Here is a 21,998-nt window from a genome sequence, read left to right on the forward strand (position 1 = left end):
AATGCCTCAATGACGTGACCCATGACGCATGATGACGCAGCGCCGAGCGCATCCCCCGACGCTGGCTCAGCCTCGGCTGCAATCGCCGTGGCGCGCTTGACCAAGATCTACAAGACGGCAACCGCCGTCGACGGCATCTCGTTCGCGATCCGCCGTGGCAGCATCACCGGGCTGCTCGGCGGCAACGGCGCCGGCAAGACCACGACGATCGCGATGATCATGGGCCTGGTGGAGCCGACCTCGGGCACCGTCGAGGTGCTCGGCCACACCATGCCGGACGAGGCTGCCACCGTGCTCGGACGGATGAATTTCGAGAGCCCCTATGTCGACATGCCGATGCGGCTCACGGTGCGGCAGAACCTCACCATCTTCGGCCGGCTCTATGCGGTGGACCATCTGAAGGAGCGGATTGCCGAGCTCGCCGCGCAACTCGACCTGACCGATTTCATCGATCGCGCCAGCGGCAAGCTGTCAGCCGGCCAGAAGACACGCGTGGCGCTGGCCAAGGCGCTGATCAACGATCCGGAGCTGCTGCTGCTCGACGAGCCGACGGCCTCGCTCGATCCCGACACCGCCGACTGGGTGCGCGGCCACCTCGAGCGCTATCGCCGGCGCCGCGGCGCCACCATCCTGCTCGCCTCGCACAACATGCTCGAGGTCGAGCGCCTGTGCGACCGCGTCATCATCATGAAGCGCGGCCGGATCGAGGACGACGACAGCCCCGCGCAGATCATGGCGCGCTACAACCGTGCGACCCTGGAGGAGGTGTTCCTCGATGTCGCCCGCGGCCGCGACCGGGAGGCGGCACAATGAACGACCTGTCTCTGCGCATCGCCCCGCATCGGATCGGCGCGATGGTCCTGCGCTACTGGTATCTCCTGCTCTCGTCCTGGCCGCGGCTGCTGGAGCTGATGTACTGGCCGACCTTGCAGATCATCACCTGGGGCTTCCTGCAGACCTACATCGCCTCCAATGCCGGGTTCTTCGCCCGCGCCGGCGGCACGCTGATCGGCGCCGTGATCCTGTGGGACATCCTGTTCCGCGGCCAGCTCGGCTTCTCGATCTCGTTCCTGGAGGAGATGTGGGCGCGCAACATCGGCAATCTGATGATGAGCCCGCTGACCCCGATCGAATTCCTGCTGGCGCTGATGACGATGAGCCTGGTCCGGCTCGCCATCGGCATCATCCCGATGACCCTGATCGCGGTGTGGTTCTTCGACTTCAACTTTTACAGCCTCGGCCTGCCGCTGATCGCGTTCTTCTGCAACCTGATCTTCACCTCCTGGGCGGTCGGCATCTTCGTGTCGGGGCTGGTGCTGCGCAACGGGCTGGGTGCCGAGAGCATCGTCTGGACCCTGATGTTCGCGCTGATGCCGCTGGCCTGCGTGTATTATCCGGTGCAGGTGCTGCCGCACTGGCTGCAGCTGATCGCCTGGTCGCTGCCGCCGACTTACGTGTTCGAGGGCATGCGCGCGCTCTTGACCGATCACGTCTTTCGGACCGACCTGATGCTGACCGCGCTCGGGCTCAATGCCGCCCTGCTATTGGCGTCGTTTGCGGCATTCATTGCCCTGTTGCGCAGCGCGCGCCGTGCCGGCTCGCTGCTGTCATCGGGTGAATAATTGCGTTTTCCCGTGGATTTTCGGGCTCATTTCGTAGCTTTGAGGCACCAACTCGTAACACACCGCATTGACGCTTAATTGCGCATTCGGCAGTATGCTGCGTTGCAGAGAGGGTTGAACGAGAATGCCGATAGGTGAGTTTGGCGGTGCACCGCCCCTGGCGTCGGAAGGCAGTCCGGTCCTGACGACACCGATGTACTGGATGTACGAAATGGCGCATGCCTCGCTCAATCCGGCGCGCGCTGTCACCGACGCCACCAAGATCCTGTTTCAGAACCCGCTCAATCCGTGGGCGCACACCGAGATGGGCAAGTCGATCGCGGCAGCCTGCGAGCTGTTCGAGCGCACCACGCGCCGCTACGGCAAGCCCGAATGGGGTCTCGACGAAACCGAGGTCAACGGCATCAGGACCCCGGTCGAGGTCCGCGCGATCTGGGAAAAGCCGTTCTGCCGCCTGCTGTATTTCGACCGCAAGCTGACCCGCCCGCTGCGTGCGCCGCAGCCGCGGCTGCTGATCGTGGCGCCGATGTCCGGCCACTACGCGACCTTGCTTCGCGGCACGGTCGAGGCGTTCCTGCCGACCCACGAGGTCTACATCACCGACTGGGCCGATGCCCGCATGGTGCCGCTGGCCGAAGGCCGCTTCGATCTGGATGATTATATCGACTACGTCATCGAGATGCTGCGCTTCCTCGGCACCAACATGCACGTGATGGCGGTGTGCCAGCCGGCGGTGCCGGTGCTGGCCGCAGTGTCGGTGATGGAGGCCGAGCGCGATCCGTTCGCACCGATTTCGATGACCCTGATGGGCGGTCCGATCGATACGCGGCGTAACCCGACCGGCGTGAACAACCTTGCCCAGGAGCGCGGCATCGACTGGTTCCGCAACCACGTCATCACCAAGGTGCCGTTCCCGCATCCCGGCGTGATGCGCGACGTCTATCCGGGCTTCCTGCAGCTGAACGGCTTCATCAGCATGAACCTCGATCGCCATGTCGACGCGCACAAGGCGCTGTTCGCCAACCTGGTGAAGGGCGACGGCGATCAGGTCGACAAGCATCGCGACTTCTACGACGAGTATCTCGCGGTCATGGATTTGGCTGCGGAATATTATTTGCAGACGGTCGAGACGGTGTTCATCCGTCACGCGCTTCCGAAGGGAGAGATGACCCATCGCGGCGTGCTGGTCGATCCGTCGAAGGTCACGCGCGTTGCGCTCATGACAGTCGAAGGCGAGAAGGACGACATCTCCGGTCTTGGCCAGACCGAAGCGACGCATGGTTTGTGCTCGTCGATCCCGGATCATCGCCGGGTTCACTACGTGCAACCGGGTGTCGGACATTACGGCGTGTTCAACGGCTCGCGATTCAAGTCGGAGATCGTGCCGCGCATCAACGACTTCATGTTGTCCGCGGCCGATCCGAAGTCGCTGCTCGCGATTGCTGCTGAATAGCGTCGAGGGAGGAATTTCGCGCAGTCGAATCCGACTGCGCGTTAACTCTTTGAAGAGACTTCGAAAACCTGAAATCCGGAGTGGCTCAAGCAGTGAATGTGGCGTCGCTTCTTGAGCGACGCTTCTGAATCTGAATTCACTCTATGGGCGACCTTAGAGGCCCAATCTCTGGGGTGCGGAACCCGCCGAGCCCCTGTATGTTGGGCAAATGATTTGTTTTTGCGCCGAGCGCTTTCCCTGGCGGTGGATATGGCAAAATCCGGGCGAGTTCTTCCCTCCCGGACTGACAGAAATGGCCACTCGCGCGCTACTCTATCGGCGGCCCGCCGAACCCTCGCGTCTTCTCGTCAAGCACGGCTCGCAAATCTACTCCATTAGATTGCGGCGTCACCGTCGTGCGCGACGTTATACCCTGAGAATTCATCCGTCGGATCGCGAAGCGATCCTCACGATGCCTCCGCGCGGCACGATCATCGAGGCGAAGGACTTCGCGCAGCGTCACGGCGCGTGGATCGCGGCGCGTCTCGGCCGTCTGCCGAAGGCAGCACCTTTCCTGCCGGGCACCTTGGTGCCGCTGCGCGGGGTGCCGCACAAGATCGTGCACCGCGCCGGCGAGCGCGGCACGGTGTGGACCGAGACGCGAGACAGTGGCGAGAAGATCCTCTGCGTGGCCGGCGGGATCGAGCACACCGAGCGTCGCGTGCTCGACTTCCTCAAGCGCGAAGCGCGGCGCGACCTGCAGAAGGCGTCGGACGCCTATGCCGATCAGCTCGGCGTCAAGGTGAAGCGGCTGTCGATCCGCGACCAGTCGAGCCGCTGGGGCTCGTGCACCTCGGCTGGCTCGCTGTCGTTCTCGTGGCGCCTGATCCTGGCGCCGCCTTTCGTGCTCGACTATCTCGCGGCGCACGAGGTCGCGCATCTGATCGAGATGAACCACTCGCCGCGGTTCTGGAAGGTGTGCGGCAAGATCTGCTCCTCGGTCGAGCGCGCCAAGAAGTGGCTCGACACCTGCGGCAATGATCTGCATCGCTACGGCGTCGAGGACTGAGCTAACGGACGATCGGCGGTCGAAGACGACAATGGCCCGGCCTCCTGGTCCCGGGCCATTGTTTTGAGTTCCGCGATCGTCGCAGAAGCAGTCCGCCAGCTATCGATTTCTTAAGCCTCCTCGCTTGCAACCGGAGGATATCGCCCGATTCGGCAGCGCTTTAACGTGGCTGTAACGACGACGTCGCCAGATTCGACCTTGATCAACCCCCAAGGTGACGTCCCAGCAGCAGCCGGGTCGTTCGCTGCAACCCAGCGCTGATCGTTTCTCTCGAAACGTGCAGTGCGCCTTGAATCGAACGATGCTTGCAAGCGAGTTCCAACCGGCCGCGTCTGTGCCACTGCTCTCGGCCGCGCTCGATCGTGCCTCCGAAGCGATGCTCTTTCTCGACATGCACGGCCGTGTCCACCGCGCCAACAAGGCTGCCGCCGCGCTGCTGCGGCGCGACCTCGCCGGCCTGGTCGGTGCTGAGTTCACGAATCTCGGCTTGCCCGAGCAGGTCATGCCCGCACCGTCGCCGGACGACGCGACGGGCGATGCAGCGGCGGAGATCCAGGCCGCACACGACGAGCCCGATTTTGCCTGCGAGCTGACGATCCGCCATCCGGACGGCTCGCGCAGCCGCATCCAGCTGCACCGCTACGACCTCTCGTCCGATCTCGCGCCGGCGCGCGCGCTGCTGCTGATGCGTGATGTCACCACCGAGCTCCGATTGCGCGAACGCGACGCGCTGATGTCGTCGGTGGCCGACCGCAGCAACCGTGCCGTGGTCGTGGCCGACCACAACCTGAATATCCTCTACACCAACGCCGCCTTCGCCGGCATCTTCGGCTATTCCGCCGAGGAGGCGCTGGGGCAGGAGGTCGAAAAGCTCCTGGTCGGCCCTTGCACCGACCCCGCGATCGTCGAGCGTCTGAAACAGTGCATTCTCGACGACCAGGGCGTCGAGGAAGACCTACTGATCTACGACAAGGCCGGCCACGAGATCTGGACGACGGCCCATGTCAAGGCGCACCGGAACCGTCAGGGCAAGGTCAAATATCTGGTCGGCCTGCTCAGCGATATCCGGGAGACCAAGCAGCTCCGCTCGCTGCAGCAGCTGATCATGTCGTCGCTGGCGTCCGACGTGTCGATCACAACCATCGCCGACGAGCTGTGCCGCCAGGTCGAGAAGCTCGCCCCCGATGTGGTCTGCTCGATCCTGCATGTCGATTCCGACGGCCGCGTGCATCCGCTCGGCGGCCCCAGCCTGCCGCCGGCCTATTCCGCCAGTCTCGACGGCGTTGCGATCGGCCCCGAGGTCGGCTCCTGCGGCACCGCCGCCTATCTGTGTCAGCCGGTGCTGGCGCGTGACATCGACGCCGACCCGCGCTGGCAGCCCTACAAGGCCGGCCCGCTCGGTGCCGGCCTGCATGCGTGCTGGTCGACCCCGATCCAGGGCAAGGATGGCCGCGTCATCGGCACCTTCGCGTTCTATTTCCGCGAATGCCGCGGTCCGAGCCCATGGCACGAGCAGATCGTGCAGGCCTGCGTCCAGCTGGGCTCGCTCGCCATCGAGCGCCAGGAGGTCCGCTCGACGATCTCGCAGGTCGCCTATCACGACATGCTGACGGGCCTGCCCAACCGTGCCCGGATTCCCTCGATGATCGCCGAGGCGATCAAGGCCTGCCCGGAGGGCAGCCATCTCGCGGTCGCGTTCCTCGACGCCGACAATTTCAAGGACGTCAACGACACGCTGGGCCATGCCGCCGGCGACGAGTTCCTGGTGGGCTTTGCCAACCGGCTGCGGGCGCAGATCCGCCCCGGCGACATGCTGGGCCGCCTCGGCGGCGACGAGTTCGTCATCGTGCTCCAGAACCGCGATCCCCTCGAAGCATCGCTGGCGGCGGCGCGCATCACGGCCGCGCTGGCGATGCCACTCACGATCGGCAAGCGGCAGGTGCCGATGTCGGCGAGCATGGGGCTCAGCCTCTATCCTGACAATGCCAAGGACATCGAGACCCTGATCAAGCAGGCCGATCAGGCGATGTACAAGGCCAAGCGCGGCGGTCGCGCCACCTATCGCTTCTTCAGCGCCGATATCGACAAGCTTGCCGAAGAGCGGCTGATGCATTCGACCGCGCTGCGCGAGGCGATCGCCAGCGAAGCCCTGACCCTGCACTATCAGCCGCAGATCCGTACCCGCGATGGCGCGATCCACGGCGTGGAGGCGCTGGCGCGCTGGCACGATCCGGTGCTGGGCGAGGTCTCGCCCGCCAAGTTCATCCCGCTCGCCGAGGAATGCGGCCTGATCGAGCAGATCGGCGTGTGGTCGATCAAGACGGCCTGCCAGCAGATGGCGTCGTGGCGCCGCGCCGGTCTCGACATCCCCTGCATCTCGGTGAACCTGTCGCCGATCAACTTCCAGAACGTCAACCTGGCGGCGATGGTGGCGCAGATCCTGGCCGCCAACGATCTGCCGGCAAAGATGCTGATGCTGGAGATCACCGAGGGCGTCATCCTCAACGAGCGCGCCACCGTCATCGCCACCATGAACGAGCTGCGCAACATGGGCGTCGGGCTGTCGCTCGACGATTTCGGCACCGGCTATTCCAGCCTCAGCCGGCTGGCGCAGCTGCCGATCGACGAGCTCAAGATCGACCGCAGCTTCATGCGCGATTTCGAAAACGACAGCGGCACCCGGGCGATCGTGACCGCGGTGGTGCGGGTCGGCCAGAGCCTCGACGTCGCCGTCGTCGCCGAGGGCGTCGAAACCGAGCCGCAGCGCAAGCTGCTCGCCGAGCTCGGCTGCGACGCGATGCAGGGTTTCCTGTTCGCGCGCCCGATGGCCGCCAGCGCCTTCAGCCGCTGGCTTCTGGACTACAGCGCCCACCGGGCGAGCCTGATGTTGCGGCAGGTCGGACGGGCGCTTGCGCAGGCCGCGGGGACCGCTGCGGCTGAAACCGCGAAGCGGCCGGCTGCCGCGGCGGGCTGATCGGCCCGGTTTCATTCTGTCCGCGGGCGCGCAACCCGCGTTGCGTTCGAAGCGCCAGACATCCCGCCTCGACCGTCATTCCGGGGCAATCGGCAACGCGCGCGAGCGCGTTGGCGATTGAGTCCGGAATCCCGAGCTTGTTAAAAAAGAACGCCAGCCAATCTCGAGATTTCGGGTTCAAGGCCTGCGGCCTTGCCCCGGAATGACGGTGTGGCGCGGTCAGCTCCGCTCAACTCGCTCGGCTGAGCTCAAGTCCGATCAGCTCACCGCTGCCCGCCAAACAGGCGATCCACCAGCCAGCCGTCGAGCCCGGCGGCAGGCTCCGGGCGCACATTGCTGCGGGCCGGGCTCGGCGCCGCCGTTCGCGGTGCATAGGCGGCATTGGGGGCAGGGGCGGTCGGCGCCGTAATCTGCGAGGCGATCTGCGCCAGGGTCGGGACCAGGCCCGAGCCCTGTGCGTTCGGCAGCGACGCGACGGGCACGCCCTGGTGTGCTGCGCGCATGAACCGGGTCCAGACCTCGACCGGCAGGCCGCCGCCGGTGGCCTTCTTGGTCGGCGAGTTGTCGTCATTGCCGAGCCAGACGCCGGTGACGAGATGCGCCGTGTAGCCGATGAACCAGGCGTCGCGGAAATCCTGGCTGGTGCCGGTCTTGCCGGCGGCGACCCAGCCCGGGATCTCCGCCTTCTTGGCGGTGCCCGAGATCAGCGTCTCCTGCATCATCTGGTTCATCATCGCCGCGTTGCGCGGCTCGATCACCTGCGCCGGCTGCTCGGTCTGGCGCATGTAGAGCAGCTTGCCGTCGAGCGTCCTGATCCGCGTCACCACATGCGGCGACACGCTCAATCCGCCATTGGAGAAGGGGGCATAGGCGCCGACCAGCTCGATCATCGACACCTCGGAGGTGCCGAGCGCGATCGACGGGTTCGGATCGAGCTTGGATGCGATGCCCAGGCGATGCGCGGTGCGCACCACGTTTTTCGGCCCGACCTCGAGACCGACCCTGACAGCGACCGTGTTGAGCGACATCGCCAGCGCCTGGGTCAGGGTCACCGGGCCGAAATATTCGCGCGTGTAGTTCTCCGGCCGCCAGCCCTTGAGGTCGAGCGGCGCGTCCTGCCGGATCGTATCCGGAGTCAGGCCCTGCTCGATCCCAGTCAGATAGACGAACGGTTTGAACGCCGAGCCGGGTTGGCGCCTCGCGGTCACGGCGCGGTTGAATTGGCTGTCTGAGTAGTTCCGCCCGCCGACCATGGCGCGCACCGCTCCGTCGGGCGTCATCGCCACCAGCGCGCCCTGGCTGACGTTGAACTTCACGCTCTTGGCGGCGAGCTCGTCGATGATGGCGGCCTCCGCCACGCTCTGCAGCTTCGGATCGATCGTGGTCTCCACCACGATCGACTCCTCGACCTGGCCGACGAGATCGTCGAGCACCTCGCCGATCCAGTCGGCTACGTAGTTGACGGTGCCGGCGCCAGCGGGCTTCACCGCAACGGAGGGATGTGCGATCTGGGCCTGCGCCTGGGCCTCCGTGATGAACCTGGCCTCGGCCATCGCCGCGAGCACCGTCTGGGCACGCTTGGCGGCCCCCTCCGGATTGCGGTTCGGCGCCAGCCGCGACGGCGACTTGACGAGGCCTGCCAACATCGCGGCTTCGCCGACCGTTACCTGTCGCGCCGACTTGCCGAAATAGCGCTGCGCCGCGGCTTCGACGCCATAGGCGCCGGACCCGAAATAGACCCGGTTGAGATACAGCTCCAGGATCTCGCGCTTGGAATATTTGCGCTCGAGCCACAGCGCCAGCTCCGCCTCCTGCAGCTTGCGGGCGAGCGTGCGCTCCTGGGTCAGGAACAGGTTCTTGGCGAGCTGCTGCGTCAGGGTCGAGCCGCCCTGCGACACGCCGCGATGCAGGATGTTGGCGACCAGGGCGCGGGCGATGCCGATCGGATCGATGCCGAAATGCTGGTAGAAGCGGCGGTCCTCGATGGCGATGAACGCCTTGGGCAGATAGGGCGGCAGGTCCTTCAGCGCGACATTGGCGCCGGCCATCTCGCCGCGCTGCGCCAGCATGGTGCCGTCATAGCCCACGATCTCGATGGTCGGCGGGCGCTTCGGAATCTCCAGCGACTGGATCGGCGGCAGATGCGCGCCCGCCCAGATCACGACGCCGATCAGCGCGATCACGCCCCACAAGCCGCAGACCACGCTCCAATACGCCAGACGTCCGATCGAGAAACCCCAGCGCGACTTGCCGCCGCTCGCCTTCGGCTTGGCCGGCGCAGCCTTGGCCGAGCGGGCCTTCGGCTCGCGCACCGGCTCGTCGTCATCCGGCTCGACCGGCTTCTTCTTCGCAGCGGATTTCTTCGGGGCGTCCGCGCTGGCTGGAATACGGTCCTTGGGGTCGAGGCGCAGATCGGCCATCGCCGCCGCAAGGCCGAATCGCGGCTCCTTGCGTCCGCCGCCGCCCTGTTTCCGTCCCCGCGCCATACGCAACCCGAGCCCGCGACCCTGCCGTCCATCCACGGTAATGTCCGGAGTTTAAGGGGCGGTTAGGAAAAGCTTAACGCGCGATTAGGAGTTCCGCGCCGTCAACGCCGCGTTATGGTTAAGCCGAGGTAAACAGCGACAAGCGAGGAAGCTGATGGGCCATATCGATCCCACCAAGGAGGTGTTCGCGCAGTTTCGCGACAACGATCGGCCGGGGCCGATCCACATGCTGAATCTGGTGCGGCTGCGCAAGGAGGCGGCCTATCCGGACGGTCGCAAGCTCAGCGGCGCGGAAGCCTATGCCGCCTATGGCCGCGAAAGCGGCCCGGTGTTCGAGCGCCTCGGCGGCCGCATCGTCTGGCAGGGCCGCTTCGAGCTGATGCTGATCGGCCCGCAAACGGAGCGCTGGGACCACTGCTTCATCGCGGAATATCCGAGCGTGCAGGCCTTCGTCGAGATGATCCGCGATCCGGTCTACCGCGAGGCGGTGAAGCATAGGCAGGCGGCGGTGGAGGATTCGCGGCTGATCCGTCACGCGGTGCTGCCGATCGGGAAGAACTTTGGCGAGGTGCCGGTGTAGTTCGTTGTCGTCGTGTAGACCGCCGATGCTGGCCGCCCGAACGGTACGTTCCCTCCCCCCTTGTGGGGGAGGGCTAGGGAGGGGGGTAGCCACGAAGACGGTCGCCCGGAGTACCCCCCTCCCCAACCCTCCCCGACAAGGGGGGAGGGAGCGCAGCGGTGCTCCCGGAGAGAGAGCGGCAGACAAAGGCAATCGTAGCCGCTTGCGCATCACATAAGTCTATGCTTATGTCTTGCCATGATCGAGAATGACATCTTCAAAGCCCTGGCCGATCCGACGCGCTACGTGATCTTCGAGAAGCTCGCGGATGGCCGCATGAATGCGAGCGCGCTGCGCGAGGGCATGACGATCAGCCAGCCGGCGATGTCGCAGCATCTGGCTGTGCTGCGCAACGCCGGCCTGGTGCGCGAACAGCGCCAGGGCCGCTTCGTCAACTACGAGGTCGATCCCGACGGCCTGGCGCTGATCGCGCGCTGGCTGGCGAAGTATCGCGCCTACTGGCCGTCACGCGTCGATGCGCTGAAAACCTTGCTGAAGGACATGGACCAATGACCCAGACCAAGGCTGATCCGCAGGGCGACGAACTCGTTCTCGACTACGATCTCGACGCGCCGCCGGAGAAGGTCTGGCGCGCCATCAGCATCCCGGCGCTGCGCGATAGCTGGTTGCCGTCAGGCGACCTGGCCGACGCCGCGCCGATCTCCTCGACGCCGGGCGAAGAGGTCCGCTACCGCATGCGCGACGACGAGCCGCCCTTCCTGGAAAGCATCGTGACGTTCCAGGTCATGCCCAGGGACGACGGCGGCACGCGGCTCCGGATCATCCACGGGCTGCCCGCGACGATGCTGCTGCTGCGGATGCCTCCGGCGGCCAACAGCAATGCGCGCTGCCTGATGCGCGCGGCCTGACGCTTCACTCCACCACTCACCGAACGGGAGCTCGCGCATGCGCGACACGATGCAACTCGTCCCCATGGTCATCGAGCAGTCGAGCAGGGGAGAGCGATCCTTCGACATCTATTCGCGGCTGCTCCGCGAACGGATCGTGTTCCTCAACGGCGAGGTCAACGACACCGTGTCCGCGCTGGTCTGCGCGCAGCTCCTGTTTCTCGAAGCGGAGAACCCCAAGCGGCCGATCCATCTCTACATCAATTCGCCCGGTGGCGTGGTCACCAGCGGGCTCGCGATGTACGACACGATGCAGTTCGTCAGGGCGCCGGTGCACACGCTGTGCATGGGAACGGCGCGGTCGATGGGCTCGTTCCTGCTGATGGCCGGCGAGCCGGGCGAGCGGACGGCGCTGCCCAATGCCAGCCTTCACGTCCACCAGCCGCTCGGCGGCTTTCAGGGCCAGGCCTCCGACATCATGATCCACGCCAGGGAGATGGAGCAGACCAAGCGCCGTATGATCCGGCTCTATGCCGAGCATTGCGGACGCAGCTATGAGGATGTCGAGCGCACGCTCGACCGCGATCACTTCATGACGGCGGACGAGGGGCTGGACTGGGGGCTGATCGACCGGGTCGTGAAACAGCGAGATCTGACGAGCCTCGGCAGCGACTGATACGCCCGTGCGAGGCGATGGCGATTGCCATCGCAACAGGTGTCGTCACCCGCGAAGGCGGGTGACCAGTATTCCAGCGGCGGTTGTGATCACCCGAGAGGCCGCGGCGTACTGGATGCCCCGCCTGCGCGGGGCATGACAGTGTGGATGCGGAAGCAGAGTGGCCTACCCAGCCGCCCCCGTATCCTCGATGATCGGGCCGAACAGCTCCCAGCGCTCGCCGTTGAAGCGCATCATCTGCATCTGCTTGTTGATGCGGAAGTCGGTCGGCGAGGTGTTGATCGACAGTCCGGGCAGAGCGAGGCTCGGGACGTAGCCCTTGATGCTGGCGGCTTGCCGCATCACGTTTTCCCGCGTGAGGTCGTCGCCGCACTGGCGCAGGATCTGCACCAGCAGCTCCGCCGTCGAATAGCCGTAGGTGTTGACCGTGTTGAGCTTGTCGCCTTCCGGATAATACTTGTCCATGAACTCGAAATAGGCCTTCACGCCCGGGTCGTCCTTCCACTGCGGGTCGGCCGGATCCTTGCCGTAATTGGTGCTGATGATGTCCTTGGAGATGTCGAGCCCAGCCGGCTTCAAGGTCGCCGACACCGGGCTCGCATTGATGTCGAGGATGTGCACCGGCTTCCAGGCGAGATCGGCCAGCTTCTTGATCGCCTGCGCCGCGAATTTCGGCGTCGAGGCGTTGTAGAGCAGGTCGGCGCCGGATGCCTTCAGCTTGACGATCTGCGAGTCCACGGTCGGGTCGGACAACTCGTAGGACGCTTCCGAGACGATCATCGTGTCGGCCTTGGCGCCGAGACCGCTTCTGAGCCCGGCGATGTAGTCGCGGCCGAGATCGTCGTTCTGGTAGAGGACGCCGATCTTGGCGTTGGGATGGTTGGCGAGAATGTACTTCGCGTAGATCCGCCCCTCCGACTGGTAGTTCGGATTGTAGGCGATGGTCCACGGGAAGTTCTGCGGATCGGTGAAGCGCGAGGCGCCGGTCGAGGCCAGCAGCTGCGGCACCTTCTTGGCGTTGAGATATTTCTGCACGGCCGCGTTCGACGGCGTGCCGATGATCTGGAAGGTGAACAGCACCTCGTCGCCTTCGACCAGCTTGCGCACCTGCTCGACCGCCTTGGGCGGCGAATAGGCGTCGTCATACTGGATGAGATTGAGCTTGCGGCCGTTGATGCCGCCCTTCTCGTTGATCATCCGGAGGTAGGCGGCCTGGGTCTTGCCGATGCCGGCATAGGCCGAGGCGGGACCGGAGAACGGCACGGTCTGGCCGATCTTGATCTCGGCGTCGGTGGCGCCGGTGTCGTATTTCTTCTGGGCGTAGGCCGCCGTGGGAAGCGCGATGGCAAGCGACGCAGTGAATGCGATGGCGCGCGCTTTGGCGCCGACGAGACCGAGCAGTGACGTTCTCATGAAGTCCTCCCTCCCGTGATGTCTGCGATGATCCTTGTTGGTTGTTGTCTCGCCATCGCTGCACGCGAGTGTGAAGGAAGCAAGTCGACAAGGCAACGCCTGTTGGAGCGACCAACCGGCGCAAGCTGTGTCGCAACGCAAAAGGGCTGCGCGGTTGCGCAGCCCTTTACCGGTGATGTTGTTGCCGCGTCATTCCGGGGCGCTGCGCAGCAGCGAACCCGGAATCTCGAGGCTCCGGGTTCGTCGCTGGCGCGACGCCCCGGTGCGACGAGGAGTGGTGCTAACCCGCCGCGCCCTTGTCCTCCAGGATCGGGCCGAACAGCTCCCAGCGCTCGCCGTTGAACTTCATCATCTGCAGCTGCTTGTTGACGCGGTAGTCGGTCGGCGAGGTGTTGATCTTCATGCCCGGCAGCGACAGGTCGCCGACGACGTCCTTCAGCGACGTCGCCTGCTTCATGACGTTCTCGCGGGTGAGGTTGTCGCCGCACATCCGCAGGATGGTCACCAGCAGCTCCGCATTGCCGTAGCCATAGGTGTTGAAGTTCGAGTTCTTGTCGCCTTCAGGGTAATACTTGGCCATGAACTCGAAATAGCGCTTCATGCCCGGATCGTCCTTCCACTGCGGGTCGAGCGGATCCTTGCCGTAATTGACCGAGATCACGCCCTTGGACGCCTCCAGCCCGGCGGGCTGCAGCACCGCGCCTACCGACGTCGCGTTGATGTCGACGATGTGCACGGGGTGCCAGTCGAGCTCGTGCAGCTTCTTGATCGCCTGCGCCGCCTGCTTCGGCGTTGCGGCCGAGAACAGCAGGTCGGCGCCGGCCGCCTTCAGCTTGAGAAGCTGGGAGTCGATGGTGGGATCGGAGACTTCGTAGGAGGCTTCTGACACGATCATCGTCGAGGCCTTGTCGGCCAGGCCCGCCTTGATGCCGTTGAGATAGTCCTTGCCGAGATCGTCGTTCTGATAGAGCACGCCGATCTTGGCGTTGGGATGCTCCTTCAGAATGTACTGGCCGTAGATGCGCCCTTCCGTGAAGTAGTTGGGATTGTATCCCATGGTCCAGGGGAAGTTCTTCGGATCGGTGAACTTCGTCGCGCCGGTCGCCGCGAACAGCTGCGGCACCTTCTTGGCGTTGAGGTATTTCTGGACGGCGGCATTGGACGGCGTGCCGATGATCTGGAAGGTCAGCAGCACCTCGTCGTCCTCGACCAGCTTGCGCACCTGCTCGACGGCCTTGGGCGGCGAATAGGCGTCGTCATACTGGATGAGCTTGATCTTGCGGCCGTTGATGCCGCCCTGCTCGTTGATCATGTTGAAATAGGCGGCCTGCGTCTTGCCGATCGAGGCATAGGCCGAGGCGGGACCCGAGAACGGCACGGTCTGGCCGATCTTGATCTCGGAGTCGGAGGCGCCGGGATCGTATTTCTTCTGGGCCTGGGCTGACGTGACGGAGAGGGTGACGGCCAGAGCGGCCGCACCGGCAAAACGGAAAATTCCCTGTCGCATGGGGTCTATCGTTCCTCCTGATTGTTATGCGGCTGGTCTGCCCGAGGGGCGCCATCGCTGGGCGGGAGTGTGGAGGAACGGGATGGCCAGCGCAAGGCGAGGGGAGGGGGCAGGTGCGGCTGTTCCGCCGAGACGCGCTGTTGCGGGCCCAGCCGGCTGAACAACCCCGGTGTCGTCCCGGCCCAGCCCTGGCGTCGCGCAGCGACGGCTGGGCGCCGAGCCGGGATCCATAGCCACAGGCGGTCGTGAGGCGAGGACTCGGAGTGGCGATCGTGCCTCGAACGCTGACCGGGGTTATGGGTCCCGGATCGGCGCCGCGACGCGCGGATGCGCGTCACGGCTTGTCCGGGACGACACCGGTTATTGAGATGCGGCCCGCCTCAGCCTGCGAGCCAGACCAGGATGAGGCCGATCGTGGCAGGCACGCTCTGGATGAACAGGATCTTGCGGCTCGCGGTCGCCGCGCCATAGAGCCCCGCGACCAGCACGCAGAGCAGGAAGAACACCTTGATCTGGAAGCCGAACGCCGGTGTCGGGTGCGCCAGGCCCCAGAACAGACCGGCGGCAAGGAAGCCGTTATACAGGCCCTGATTGGCGCCGAGCACCTTGGTGGCCTCGGCGCGCTCCGGCGTGTTGTTGAAGGCTCTCAAGCCCGCCGGCTTGGTCCAGAGAAACATCTCGAGCACGAGAATGTAGACGTGCAGCAGGCCGATCAGCCCGACGACAATGTTTGCAATCAGTCCCATGGTTCGGCTCCCCCAAGCCTGCAGGGACCAGCGGCGGTGCCGGTCCCTCGATCATCTCCGAGCGGCTGAATGCCGCTCGACATCCCCTCACGCCGCCGGCTGCGCCGCAGTGTCTTCGCCCGCCAACAAATGCAGCAGGGCGCTCTTGATCGCCGCCTGCCGGGTCGGCGCGTTGATCTGCGCGCCCAAGAGATCGGTGACGTAGAACACGTCGCGGGCGCGCTCGCCGAAGGTGGCGACATGGGCCGAGGCGATGTTCAGGTTCAGCTTCGAGATCGCCGTGGTCAACTCATAGAGCAGGCCGGGGCGGTCGAGGCCGGAGACCTCGATGACGGTGTAGAGCTCGGACCATTGATTGTTGATGGAGACCTCCGGCTCGACCGAGAACGCCTTGTGCTGCTTGCCCCTGGTCGTGCGCCGCGCCACGGCGTCCGGCAGCCGCAGCTTGCCCTCCAGCACCTGCTCGATGGTCTCGCCGATGCGGGTGGCGCGGCGGCCCTCGTCCTCGTCGCGCTCATATTCCCTTGATATCGCGATGGTGTCGAGCGCACGGCCATCGGTGGTGGTGTAGATCTGGGCGTCGACGATGTTGGCGCCGGCCGACGCACAGGCCCCGGCGATGATCGACAGCAGCCAGGGATGGTCCATGGCGAAGATGGTGAGCTCGGTGACGCCGCGCGCCGGATCGAAGCCGACATTGATCGCGAGCTTGTGGCCGGCATCCTCGCTCGATCGCACGAAGCGGGCGTGGCGGATCTTGCGCGGCAGCTCGACCTTGAGCCAGTAGGCCGGATAGTGCCGGCCGATATAGGTATTGAGCTCGTCCTCGGGCCAGTCGGTGAAGGCGTTGCGGAATTCGGCCTGCGCCGCGGTGATGCGCTTGGCGCGGTTGACCTCGGAGAAGCCGCCGGTCAGCACCGGCTCGGTCTCGTAGTACAGCGTGCGCAGCAGCTGCGCCTTCCAGCCGTTCCAGACGCCCGGGCCGACGCCGCGGATGTCGGCGGTGGTCAGGATGGTCAGCAGCTTCATCTGCTCGACCGATTGCACCACGGCGGCGAAGTTCTCGATCGTCTTGCGATCCGACAGGTCGCGCGACTGCGCCACCGTCGACATCGTCAGATGCTCCTCGATCAGCCAGGCGATCAGCTCGGTGTCGGCATTGTTGAAGCCGAGCCGCGGGCATAGCCGGCGCGCGATCCTGGCGCCGGCGACCGAATGATCCTCGGGGCGGCCCTTGGCGACGTCGTGCAGCAGCACGGTGATGTAGATGACGGCGCGGTGCTCCGGCCTGATCTTGCGCATCAGGTCGGAGGCCAGCGTGAACTCGTCGATGCCGCCGCGCTCGATCTCCTGCAGGAAGCCGATGCAGCGGATCAGGTGCTCGTCGACCGTGTAGTGATGATACATGTTGAACTGCATCATGGAGACGATGCGGCCGAAGGCGCTGATGAAGTGGCCGAGCACGCCGGTCTCGTTCATCCGCCGCAGCACGGTCTCGGCGTCGTTGGAGGTCAGGATCTCCATGAACAGCCGGTTGGCCTCGGGATCGTCGCGCAGCTCGGTGTTGATCAGGTTCAGCGAGCGCGTCACCGCGCGCATCGCATCCGGGTGGAAGGCGAGGTTGTTCTTCTGCGCGAGGCGGAAGATGCGGATCAGGTTGACCGGATCGTGCTTGAAGACGTCGGGCGCGGCGAGGTTGATGCGGTTGTTGTCGACGATGAAGTCGTCGCTCTCCGGCACGCGCCGCCAGGTCGAGCCGGTGGTCAGGCGCGAGATCATCCGGCTCAGCACCGGCGCCGCCTTGGCCTGCTGATCCTCCAGCTTGGCGCACAGGATCGCGGTCAGGTTGCCGACCTGCTTGGCGACCAGGAAGTAGTGCTTCATGAAGCGCTCGACGTCCTGCATGCCCGGATGGCTGGTGTAGCCGAGCCGGACCGCGATCTCGCGCTGCAGGTCGAACGACAGCCGCTCCTCGGGACGGCCGCTGACGAAATGCAGGTTGCAGCGCACCGACCACAGGAAGTCCGAGCAGCGCCGGAAGGTGCGGTACTCATGGGCGTCGAACACGCCGCGCTCGACCAGCTCGGCGGTCTCGCGCACGCGGTAGACGTATTTGGCGATCCAGAACAGGGTGTGCAGGTCGCGCAGGCCGCCCTTGCCGTCCTTGACGTTGGGCTCGACCAGATAGCGCGACTGGCCGCCGCGGCGATGCCGCTCCTCGCGTTCGGCGAGCTTGGCGGCGACGAATTCGGCCGCGGTGCCCTGGACAACCTCGCTGTCGAAGCGCTGCACCAGCTCGTCATAGAGCGGCCGGTTGCCGGCGAGATAGCGCGTCTCCAGGATCGCGGTGCGGATGGTCATGTCGCCGCGCGCCTGGCGGATCGATTCATCCACCGAGCGGGTGGCGTGGCCGACCTTCAGGCCCATATCCCACAGCGAATAGAGAATGGCTTCGGCGACCTGCTCGCCCCAGGCGGTCTGCTTGTAGGGCAGGATGAACAGCAGGTCGATGTCGGACTCCGGCGCCATCAGGCCGCGGCCATAACCGCCGGTCGCGACGACCGCCATGCGCTCGGCGCCGCTCGGCACGTCCGAGCGGTAAAGATGCTCGGTCGCCGCCGCATAGAGGATGCGGATGATCTCGTCCTGCACGAAGCACAGCCGCTCGGCGCAGCGTCGGCCGTGGCGGTCCTTCAATAATTCTGCCTGGGCTGCGGCGCGCGCCTTGACCAGCTCCGCTTTCAGGAACTGCACCACGGCGGCGCGGAACATGTCCTCGCGGCCGGAGTGCTGCTTGGCCAGCGCATCAACGGCGGCCGCGATACCGGCGCTGTCGAAATCGTCTGACGTGAAGGCTTTGGAATCTGTGGCGACGCTGTCCATGGATGCAACCGGATATCGAACAAGGCCCGTGCTGTCACGAAACTTCCAATGCAGCAATCGATCCATGCTGTCACCGGTTCGGCGTGGATGATGATCGTGCTTCGGCGCGCCCTGCAAAGGAAAAACAATTCTCGTTGAGCCCTGGCATAACACCTTGAAACAACACCAATGTTTTTAGGCTTCAGGAGGTTGACGATGGGTGGATGGACGAGGCGGGGACTGGCCGGGCTCGCGGCCGTGTTTCTACTGGGATGCGGCGTTGCAGCAGCCGCGGAGCAGCCCAAGGAAATCCGCATCGACTGGGCGACCTACAATCCGGTGTCGCTGGTCCTGAAGCAGAAGGGCCTGCTGGAGAAGGAATTCGCCAAGGACGGCATCACGGTCACCTGGGTGCAGTCGGCCGGCTCCAACAAGGCGCTCGAGTTCCTCAATGCCGGCTCGCTGGATTTCGGCTCGACCGCTGGCTCTGCCGCGCTGGTCGCCAAGATCAACGGCAATCCGATCAAGTCGATCTATGTCTATTCCCGCCCCGAATGGACGGCGCTGGTGACGGCCAAGGACTCCAAGATCGCCTCCGTCGCCGACCTCAAGGGCAAGCGCGTCGCGGTGACGCGCGGCACCGATCCGCACATCTTCCTGGTGCGCGCGCTGCTCGGCGCCGGGCTCACCGACAAGGACATCACCCCGGTGCTGCTGCAGCACGCCGACGGCAAGGCCGCGCTGCTCCGCGGCGACGTCGACGCCTGGGCCGGGCTCGATCCGATGATGGCGCAGGCCGAGGTCGAGGAGGGCGCAAAACTATTTTACCGCAAGGCCGACGCCAATACCTGGGGCATCCTCAATGTCCGCGAGCAGTTCTTGAAGGACAATCCGGAGATCGTCCGCCGTGTGCTGGCCACCTATGAGGTCGCCCGCAAGGACGCGCTCGCCAATTACGACGACCTGAAGAAGACATTCATTGCGGTCACCAAGCTCCCGGAGACGGTCGTCGACAAGCAGCTCAAAGAGCGCACCGAGCTGACCCACAGCCGCATCGGCGCGCCGCAGCGGGAGTCGATTCTGGCGGCCGGACTGGCGCTGCAGCAGGCCGGCGTGGTGGATGCCAAGGTCGACGTGAAGGCGACGCTGGACGCGCTGATCGACGACCAGGTCCCGCTGCCGACGAACTAGGGCCTACCCAAGCTCGCTCTTGCCGCAAAGTGAGCGCGACAAAAGCCGGTGGCGCGACGAACCGGTGTCGTCCCGGACAAGCTCGACAACGCGACAGCGTTGTCGAGCGCCGATCCGGGACCCATACTCCGTGAAGGTGTTTGAGGCACGCTGGAGCGGCATCTCGCCTCCCCACGACGGCCGCGGAGTATGGGTCCCGGCTCAAGGCCGGGACGACACCGAAATTGGGGCGCCGCCGTTGGCTCATCCCTGACAGGCGCGCGCTCACATCCGCAAGCGACAAGCGCCCCCCATCCCGCCTTGCATTCCCATCCGAGACGCTGTTCTCACTATGACCATGACCGTCGAACTCCAGGCCCCCGCCGCGGCGGCCCCACCGCAGACCGCCAGTCAGCCCTGGGCCGCCCGGCTGGCGCGGCCGCTGCTCGGGCTGCTGTTGCCGCTGTGCCTCGCGCTCGCCTGGGAGCTCGCGGTCTGGGCCGGCTGGTCCAACGGCCGGCTGGTGCCGCCGCCGTCAAAAGTCTTCACCACCATCGCCGAGCTCGCCCGCTCCGGCGAGCTGACCCGCCACATCACCATGACGCTCACCCGCGTCGGCATCGGCTTTGGCCTCGGCGTTGCCGTCGGCACCCTGCTCGGCGGCATCTGCGGTTATTGGAGCCTCGCCCGCCGGCTGGTCGATCCGACCATCCAGGCGCTGCGCGCGATTCCGTCGATCGCCTGGGTGCCGCTGTTCATCCTCTGGCTCGGCATCTTCGAGACCTCGAAGGTGGCGCTGATCGCGGTCGGCGTGTTCTTCCCGGTCTATCTCGGCGTCACCGGCGCGATCCTGTCGGTCGACCGCAAGATCGTCGAGGTCGGCCGCGTCTTCCGCCTCTCCGGCCCGGCGATGATCCGCCGCATCCTCTTGCCGGCCGTGCTGCCGGCCTATGTCGTGGCGCTGCGCGTCGGATTGGGCCTTGGGTGGATGTTCGTCGTCGCCGCCGAGTTCATGGGCGCCTCCGAGGGCCTCGGCTACCTCCTGATCGACGGCCAGCAGCTCGGCAAGCCCGCGCAGATCGTCGCCGCCATCGTCATCTTCGCCATCATCGGCAAGGCGACCGATTGGCTCTTGGAGATCGCGACCGCGCCGCTGCTGCGCTGGCAGGACAGTTTTGCGCGCCAGAGCGGAGCCGCCTGATGCTGCAGCTTGCCTCCGTCACCAAGGTCTATCCCAACGGCGTTCATGCGCTGGAGCGGTTCTCGTCGGAGATCCAGCTCGGCGAGATCATCGCCATCATCGGCGGCTCCGGCTGCGGCAAGTCGACCTTGCTGCGCGCCATCGCCGGCCTCGACCGCGCCAGCGCCGGCACCGTGACGCTCGACGGCGAGGCGATCACGGCGCCGCATGCCAAGGTCGGCATCATCTTCCAGGAGCCGCGGCTGCTGCCCTGGCTCAGCGTCGCCGACAATATCGGCTTCGGCCTGTCGGAGCTGCCGGCCGCCGAACGCCGTGAGCGTGTGGCGAAGGCGTTGGCGCGCGTCGGCCTGGCCGACAAGGCCAAGGTCTGGCCGCGCGAACTCTCCGGCGGCCAGGCGCAGCGCGTCGCGATCGCCCGCGCGCTGGTGGCGCAGCCGGAGGTGCTCTTGCTCGACGAGCCGTTCTCGGCGCTCGACGCCTTCACGCGAAAAGACCTGCAGGATCATCTGCTCGACCTCTGGGCCGACACCCGACCCACGCTCGTGCTGGTCACGCACGACGTCGAGGAGGCGGTGGTGCTGGCGGACCGCGTGCTGGTGATGCGGCCGCATCCCGGCCGGCTGTTCGAGGAGATCACCATCAATTTGTCGCGGCCGCGCGACCGCAACGCGCCGCTGTTCGAGCAGTTCAAGCGCCATGTTCTGACGGCGCTGGACCGCTCGCTCGACCGGACGGTGCCTGACACGCAGGGCAGGCGTGACGCTGGCGGCGGGCTGTGGTGGTGACAGCCGCGGCGCGGCCCGGTACATCTGTCCCGAAATGAATCCGGGAGAGAACGACAATGGATGCTGCCGAGCTGCGCGCCATGCAGGCGCCGATCAAGGAACGCTACAAGGCTGACCCCTCCGCCGCCGTGATCACGCTGAAGGCGAAGGGCGAGGTCGGCGGCGACGGCCTGACCTGCAAGCTCGAGACCGGGCGCGCCATGGCCGTGGCAGGTCTGCATCCGGGGACCGGCGGCTCCGGCCTCGAGCTGTGCTCCGGCGACATGCTGCTGGAGGCGCTGGTCGCCTGCGCCGGTGTCACGCTGAAATCGGTCGCGACCGCGGTCGAGGTCCCGCTCAGAAGCGGCCTCGTGCTGGCCGAAGGCGATCTCGATTTCCGCGGCACGCTCGGCGTCGACAAGGAGGCCCCGGTCGGCTTCCAGGAAATCCGTCTGCGCTTCGAGGTCGACACCGACGCCCCGCAGGACAAGCTCGACCTCCTGCTCAAGCTCACCGAGCGCTATTGCGTGGTCTATCAGACCATCAAGAACGGCCCGAAGGTGTCGGTCAGCTTGAAGCGGGTGGCTTAGCCGCTACCTTGCCCCTTGA

At 65.7% G+C, this 21,998-nt stretch carries 18 protein-coding genes; 13 read left to right on the forward strand and 5 right to left on the reverse strand.

The window, feature by feature from the left end; all coding sequences use genetic code 11:
• Nucleotides 1–21 precede the first annotated feature (21 nt).
• The 5 genes from QXZ94_RS27875 (at nucleotide 22) to QXZ94_RS27895 (ending at nucleotide 7,097) form a co-directional block, all read left to right on the forward strand.
• Nucleotides 22–813, forward strand: a complete 792-nt coding sequence (locus QXZ94_RS27875; protein WP_315723813.1) for an ABC transporter ATP-binding protein — start codon at nucleotides 22–24, stop codon at nucleotides 811–813.
• Entirely contained in the window at nucleotides 810–1,622 is an 813-nt protein-coding gene (locus tag QXZ94_RS27880; protein WP_315723815.1) for an ABC transporter permease, read from the forward strand. Before QXZ94_RS27875 ends, QXZ94_RS27880 begins: the two co-directional genes overlap by 4 nt.
• 124 nt (nucleotides 1,623–1,746) lie before the next feature.
• Nucleotides 1,747–3,075 carry a polyhydroxyalkanoate depolymerase gene (locus QXZ94_RS27885; RefSeq protein ID WP_172115142.1) on the forward strand — a complete coding sequence of 443 codons (1,329 nt, stop codon included), beginning with the start codon at nucleotides 1,747–1,749 and terminating at the stop codon, nucleotides 3,073–3,075.
• 208 nt (nucleotides 3,076–3,283) lie between these two features.
• On the forward strand, nucleotides 3,284–4,123 hold the full coding sequence (locus QXZ94_RS27890; RefSeq protein ID WP_172134679.1) for a M48 family metallopeptidase: 840 nt from the start codon (nucleotides 3,284–3,286) through the stop codon (nucleotides 4,121–4,123).
• A gap of 301 nt (nucleotides 4,124–4,424) precedes the next feature.
• Nucleotides 4,425–7,097 carry an EAL domain-containing protein gene (locus tag QXZ94_RS27895; protein ID WP_315723818.1) on the forward strand — a complete coding sequence of 891 codons (2,673 nt, stop codon included), beginning with the start codon at nucleotides 4,425–4,427 and terminating at the stop codon, nucleotides 7,095–7,097.
• Between the two features lie 263 nt (nucleotides 7,098–7,360).
• On the opposite strand, the gene QXZ94_RS27900 is transcribed toward QXZ94_RS27895, so the two are convergent.
• The gene (locus QXZ94_RS27900) at nucleotides 7,361–9,583 is read right to left on the reverse strand and encodes a penicillin-binding protein 1A (protein WP_315726566.1); all 2,223 of its coding nucleotides are present in this window, start codon (nucleotides 9,581–9,583) and stop codon (nucleotides 7,361–7,363) included.
• A gap of 154 nt (nucleotides 9,584–9,737) precedes the next feature.
• Between QXZ94_RS27900 and QXZ94_RS27905 the strand changes: the two genes are divergently transcribed.
• The 4 genes from QXZ94_RS27905 (at nucleotide 9,738) to QXZ94_RS27920 (ending at nucleotide 11,726) form a co-directional block, all read left to right on the forward strand.
• Entirely contained in the window at nucleotides 9,738–10,163 is a 426-nt protein-coding gene (locus QXZ94_RS27905; protein WP_315723820.1) for a DUF1330 domain-containing protein, read from the forward strand.
• Between the two features lie 237 nt (nucleotides 10,164–10,400).
• Nucleotides 10,401–10,715, forward strand: coding sequence for a metalloregulator ArsR/SmtB family transcription factor (locus QXZ94_RS27910; protein WP_315723822.1), 315 nt, complete (start codon nucleotides 10,401–10,403; stop codon nucleotides 10,713–10,715).
• Nucleotides 10,712–11,071: an SRPBCC domain-containing protein gene (locus QXZ94_RS27915; protein ID WP_315723824.1), complete on the forward strand. Its 360-nt coding sequence runs from the start codon at nucleotides 10,712–10,714 to the stop codon at nucleotides 11,069–11,071. Before QXZ94_RS27910 ends, QXZ94_RS27915 begins: the two co-directional genes overlap by 4 nt.
• 37 nt (nucleotides 11,072–11,108) lie before the next feature.
• Nucleotides 11,109–11,726: an ATP-dependent Clp protease proteolytic subunit gene (locus tag QXZ94_RS27920; RefSeq protein WP_315723826.1), complete on the forward strand. Its 618-nt coding sequence runs from the start codon at nucleotides 11,109–11,111 to the stop codon at nucleotides 11,724–11,726.
• 165 nt (nucleotides 11,727–11,891) lie between these two features.
• Here the strand turns inward: QXZ94_RS27920 and QXZ94_RS27925 are convergent, their stop codons facing one another.
• The 4 genes from QXZ94_RS27925 to QXZ94_RS27940 all read right to left on the reverse strand — a co-directional run bounded on the left by QXZ94_RS27925 (nucleotide 11,892) and on the right by QXZ94_RS27940 (nucleotide 18,275).
• Nucleotides 11,892–13,139, reverse strand: coding sequence for an ABC transporter substrate-binding protein (locus tag QXZ94_RS27925; RefSeq protein ID WP_315723828.1), 1,248 nt, complete (start codon nucleotides 13,137–13,139; stop codon nucleotides 11,892–11,894).
• A gap of 280 nt (nucleotides 13,140–13,419) precedes the next feature.
• On the reverse strand, nucleotides 13,420–14,646 hold the full coding sequence (locus tag QXZ94_RS27930) for an ABC transporter substrate-binding protein (protein ID WP_315723830.1): 1,227 nt from the start codon (nucleotides 14,644–14,646) through the stop codon (nucleotides 13,420–13,422).
• 380 nt (nucleotides 14,647–15,026) lie between these two features.
• Entirely contained in the window at nucleotides 15,027–15,392 is a 366-nt protein-coding gene (locus QXZ94_RS27935) for a DUF1304 domain-containing protein (protein ID WP_172134673.1), read from the reverse strand.
• An 87-nt stretch (nucleotides 15,393–15,479) separates the two neighbouring features.
• Nucleotides 15,480–18,275, reverse strand: coding sequence for a [protein-PII] uridylyltransferase (locus tag QXZ94_RS27940; protein ID WP_315723832.1), 2,796 nt, complete (start codon nucleotides 18,273–18,275; stop codon nucleotides 15,480–15,482).
• A 195-nt stretch (nucleotides 18,276–18,470) separates the two neighbouring features.
• Between QXZ94_RS27940 and QXZ94_RS27945 the strand changes: the two genes are divergently transcribed.
• The 4 genes from QXZ94_RS27945 to QXZ94_RS27960 all read left to right on the forward strand — a co-directional run bounded on the left by QXZ94_RS27945 (nucleotide 18,471) and on the right by QXZ94_RS27960 (nucleotide 21,979).
• Complete coding sequence (locus QXZ94_RS27945; protein ID WP_315723834.1) at nucleotides 18,471–19,445, forward strand: aliphatic sulfonate ABC transporter substrate-binding protein; 975 nt, start codon at nucleotides 18,471–18,473, stop codon at nucleotides 19,443–19,445.
• A gap of 331 nt (nucleotides 19,446–19,776) precedes the next feature.
• The gene (locus tag QXZ94_RS27950) at nucleotides 19,777–20,625 is read left to right on the forward strand and encodes an ABC transporter permease (protein ID WP_315723836.1); all 849 of its coding nucleotides are present in this window, start codon (nucleotides 19,777–19,779) and stop codon (nucleotides 20,623–20,625) included.
• Nucleotides 20,625–21,410 carry an ABC transporter ATP-binding protein gene (locus tag QXZ94_RS27955; RefSeq protein WP_315723838.1) on the forward strand — a complete coding sequence of 262 codons (786 nt, stop codon included), beginning with the start codon at nucleotides 20,625–20,627 and terminating at the stop codon, nucleotides 21,408–21,410. The genes QXZ94_RS27950 and QXZ94_RS27955 overlap by 1 nt, the downstream gene beginning before the upstream one ends.
• 56 nt (nucleotides 21,411–21,466) lie before the next feature.
• On the forward strand, nucleotides 21,467–21,979 hold the full coding sequence (locus QXZ94_RS27960; RefSeq protein ID WP_315723840.1) for an OsmC family protein: 513 nt from the start codon (nucleotides 21,467–21,469) through the stop codon (nucleotides 21,977–21,979).
• Nucleotides 21,980–21,998: the final 19 nt, after the last annotated feature.

This window comes from Bradyrhizobium sp. SZCCHNS2022 (assembly GCF_032377575.1).
Classification (GTDB): domain Bacteria; phylum Pseudomonadota; class Alphaproteobacteria; order Rhizobiales; family Xanthobacteraceae; genus Bradyrhizobium; species Bradyrhizobium aeschynomenes.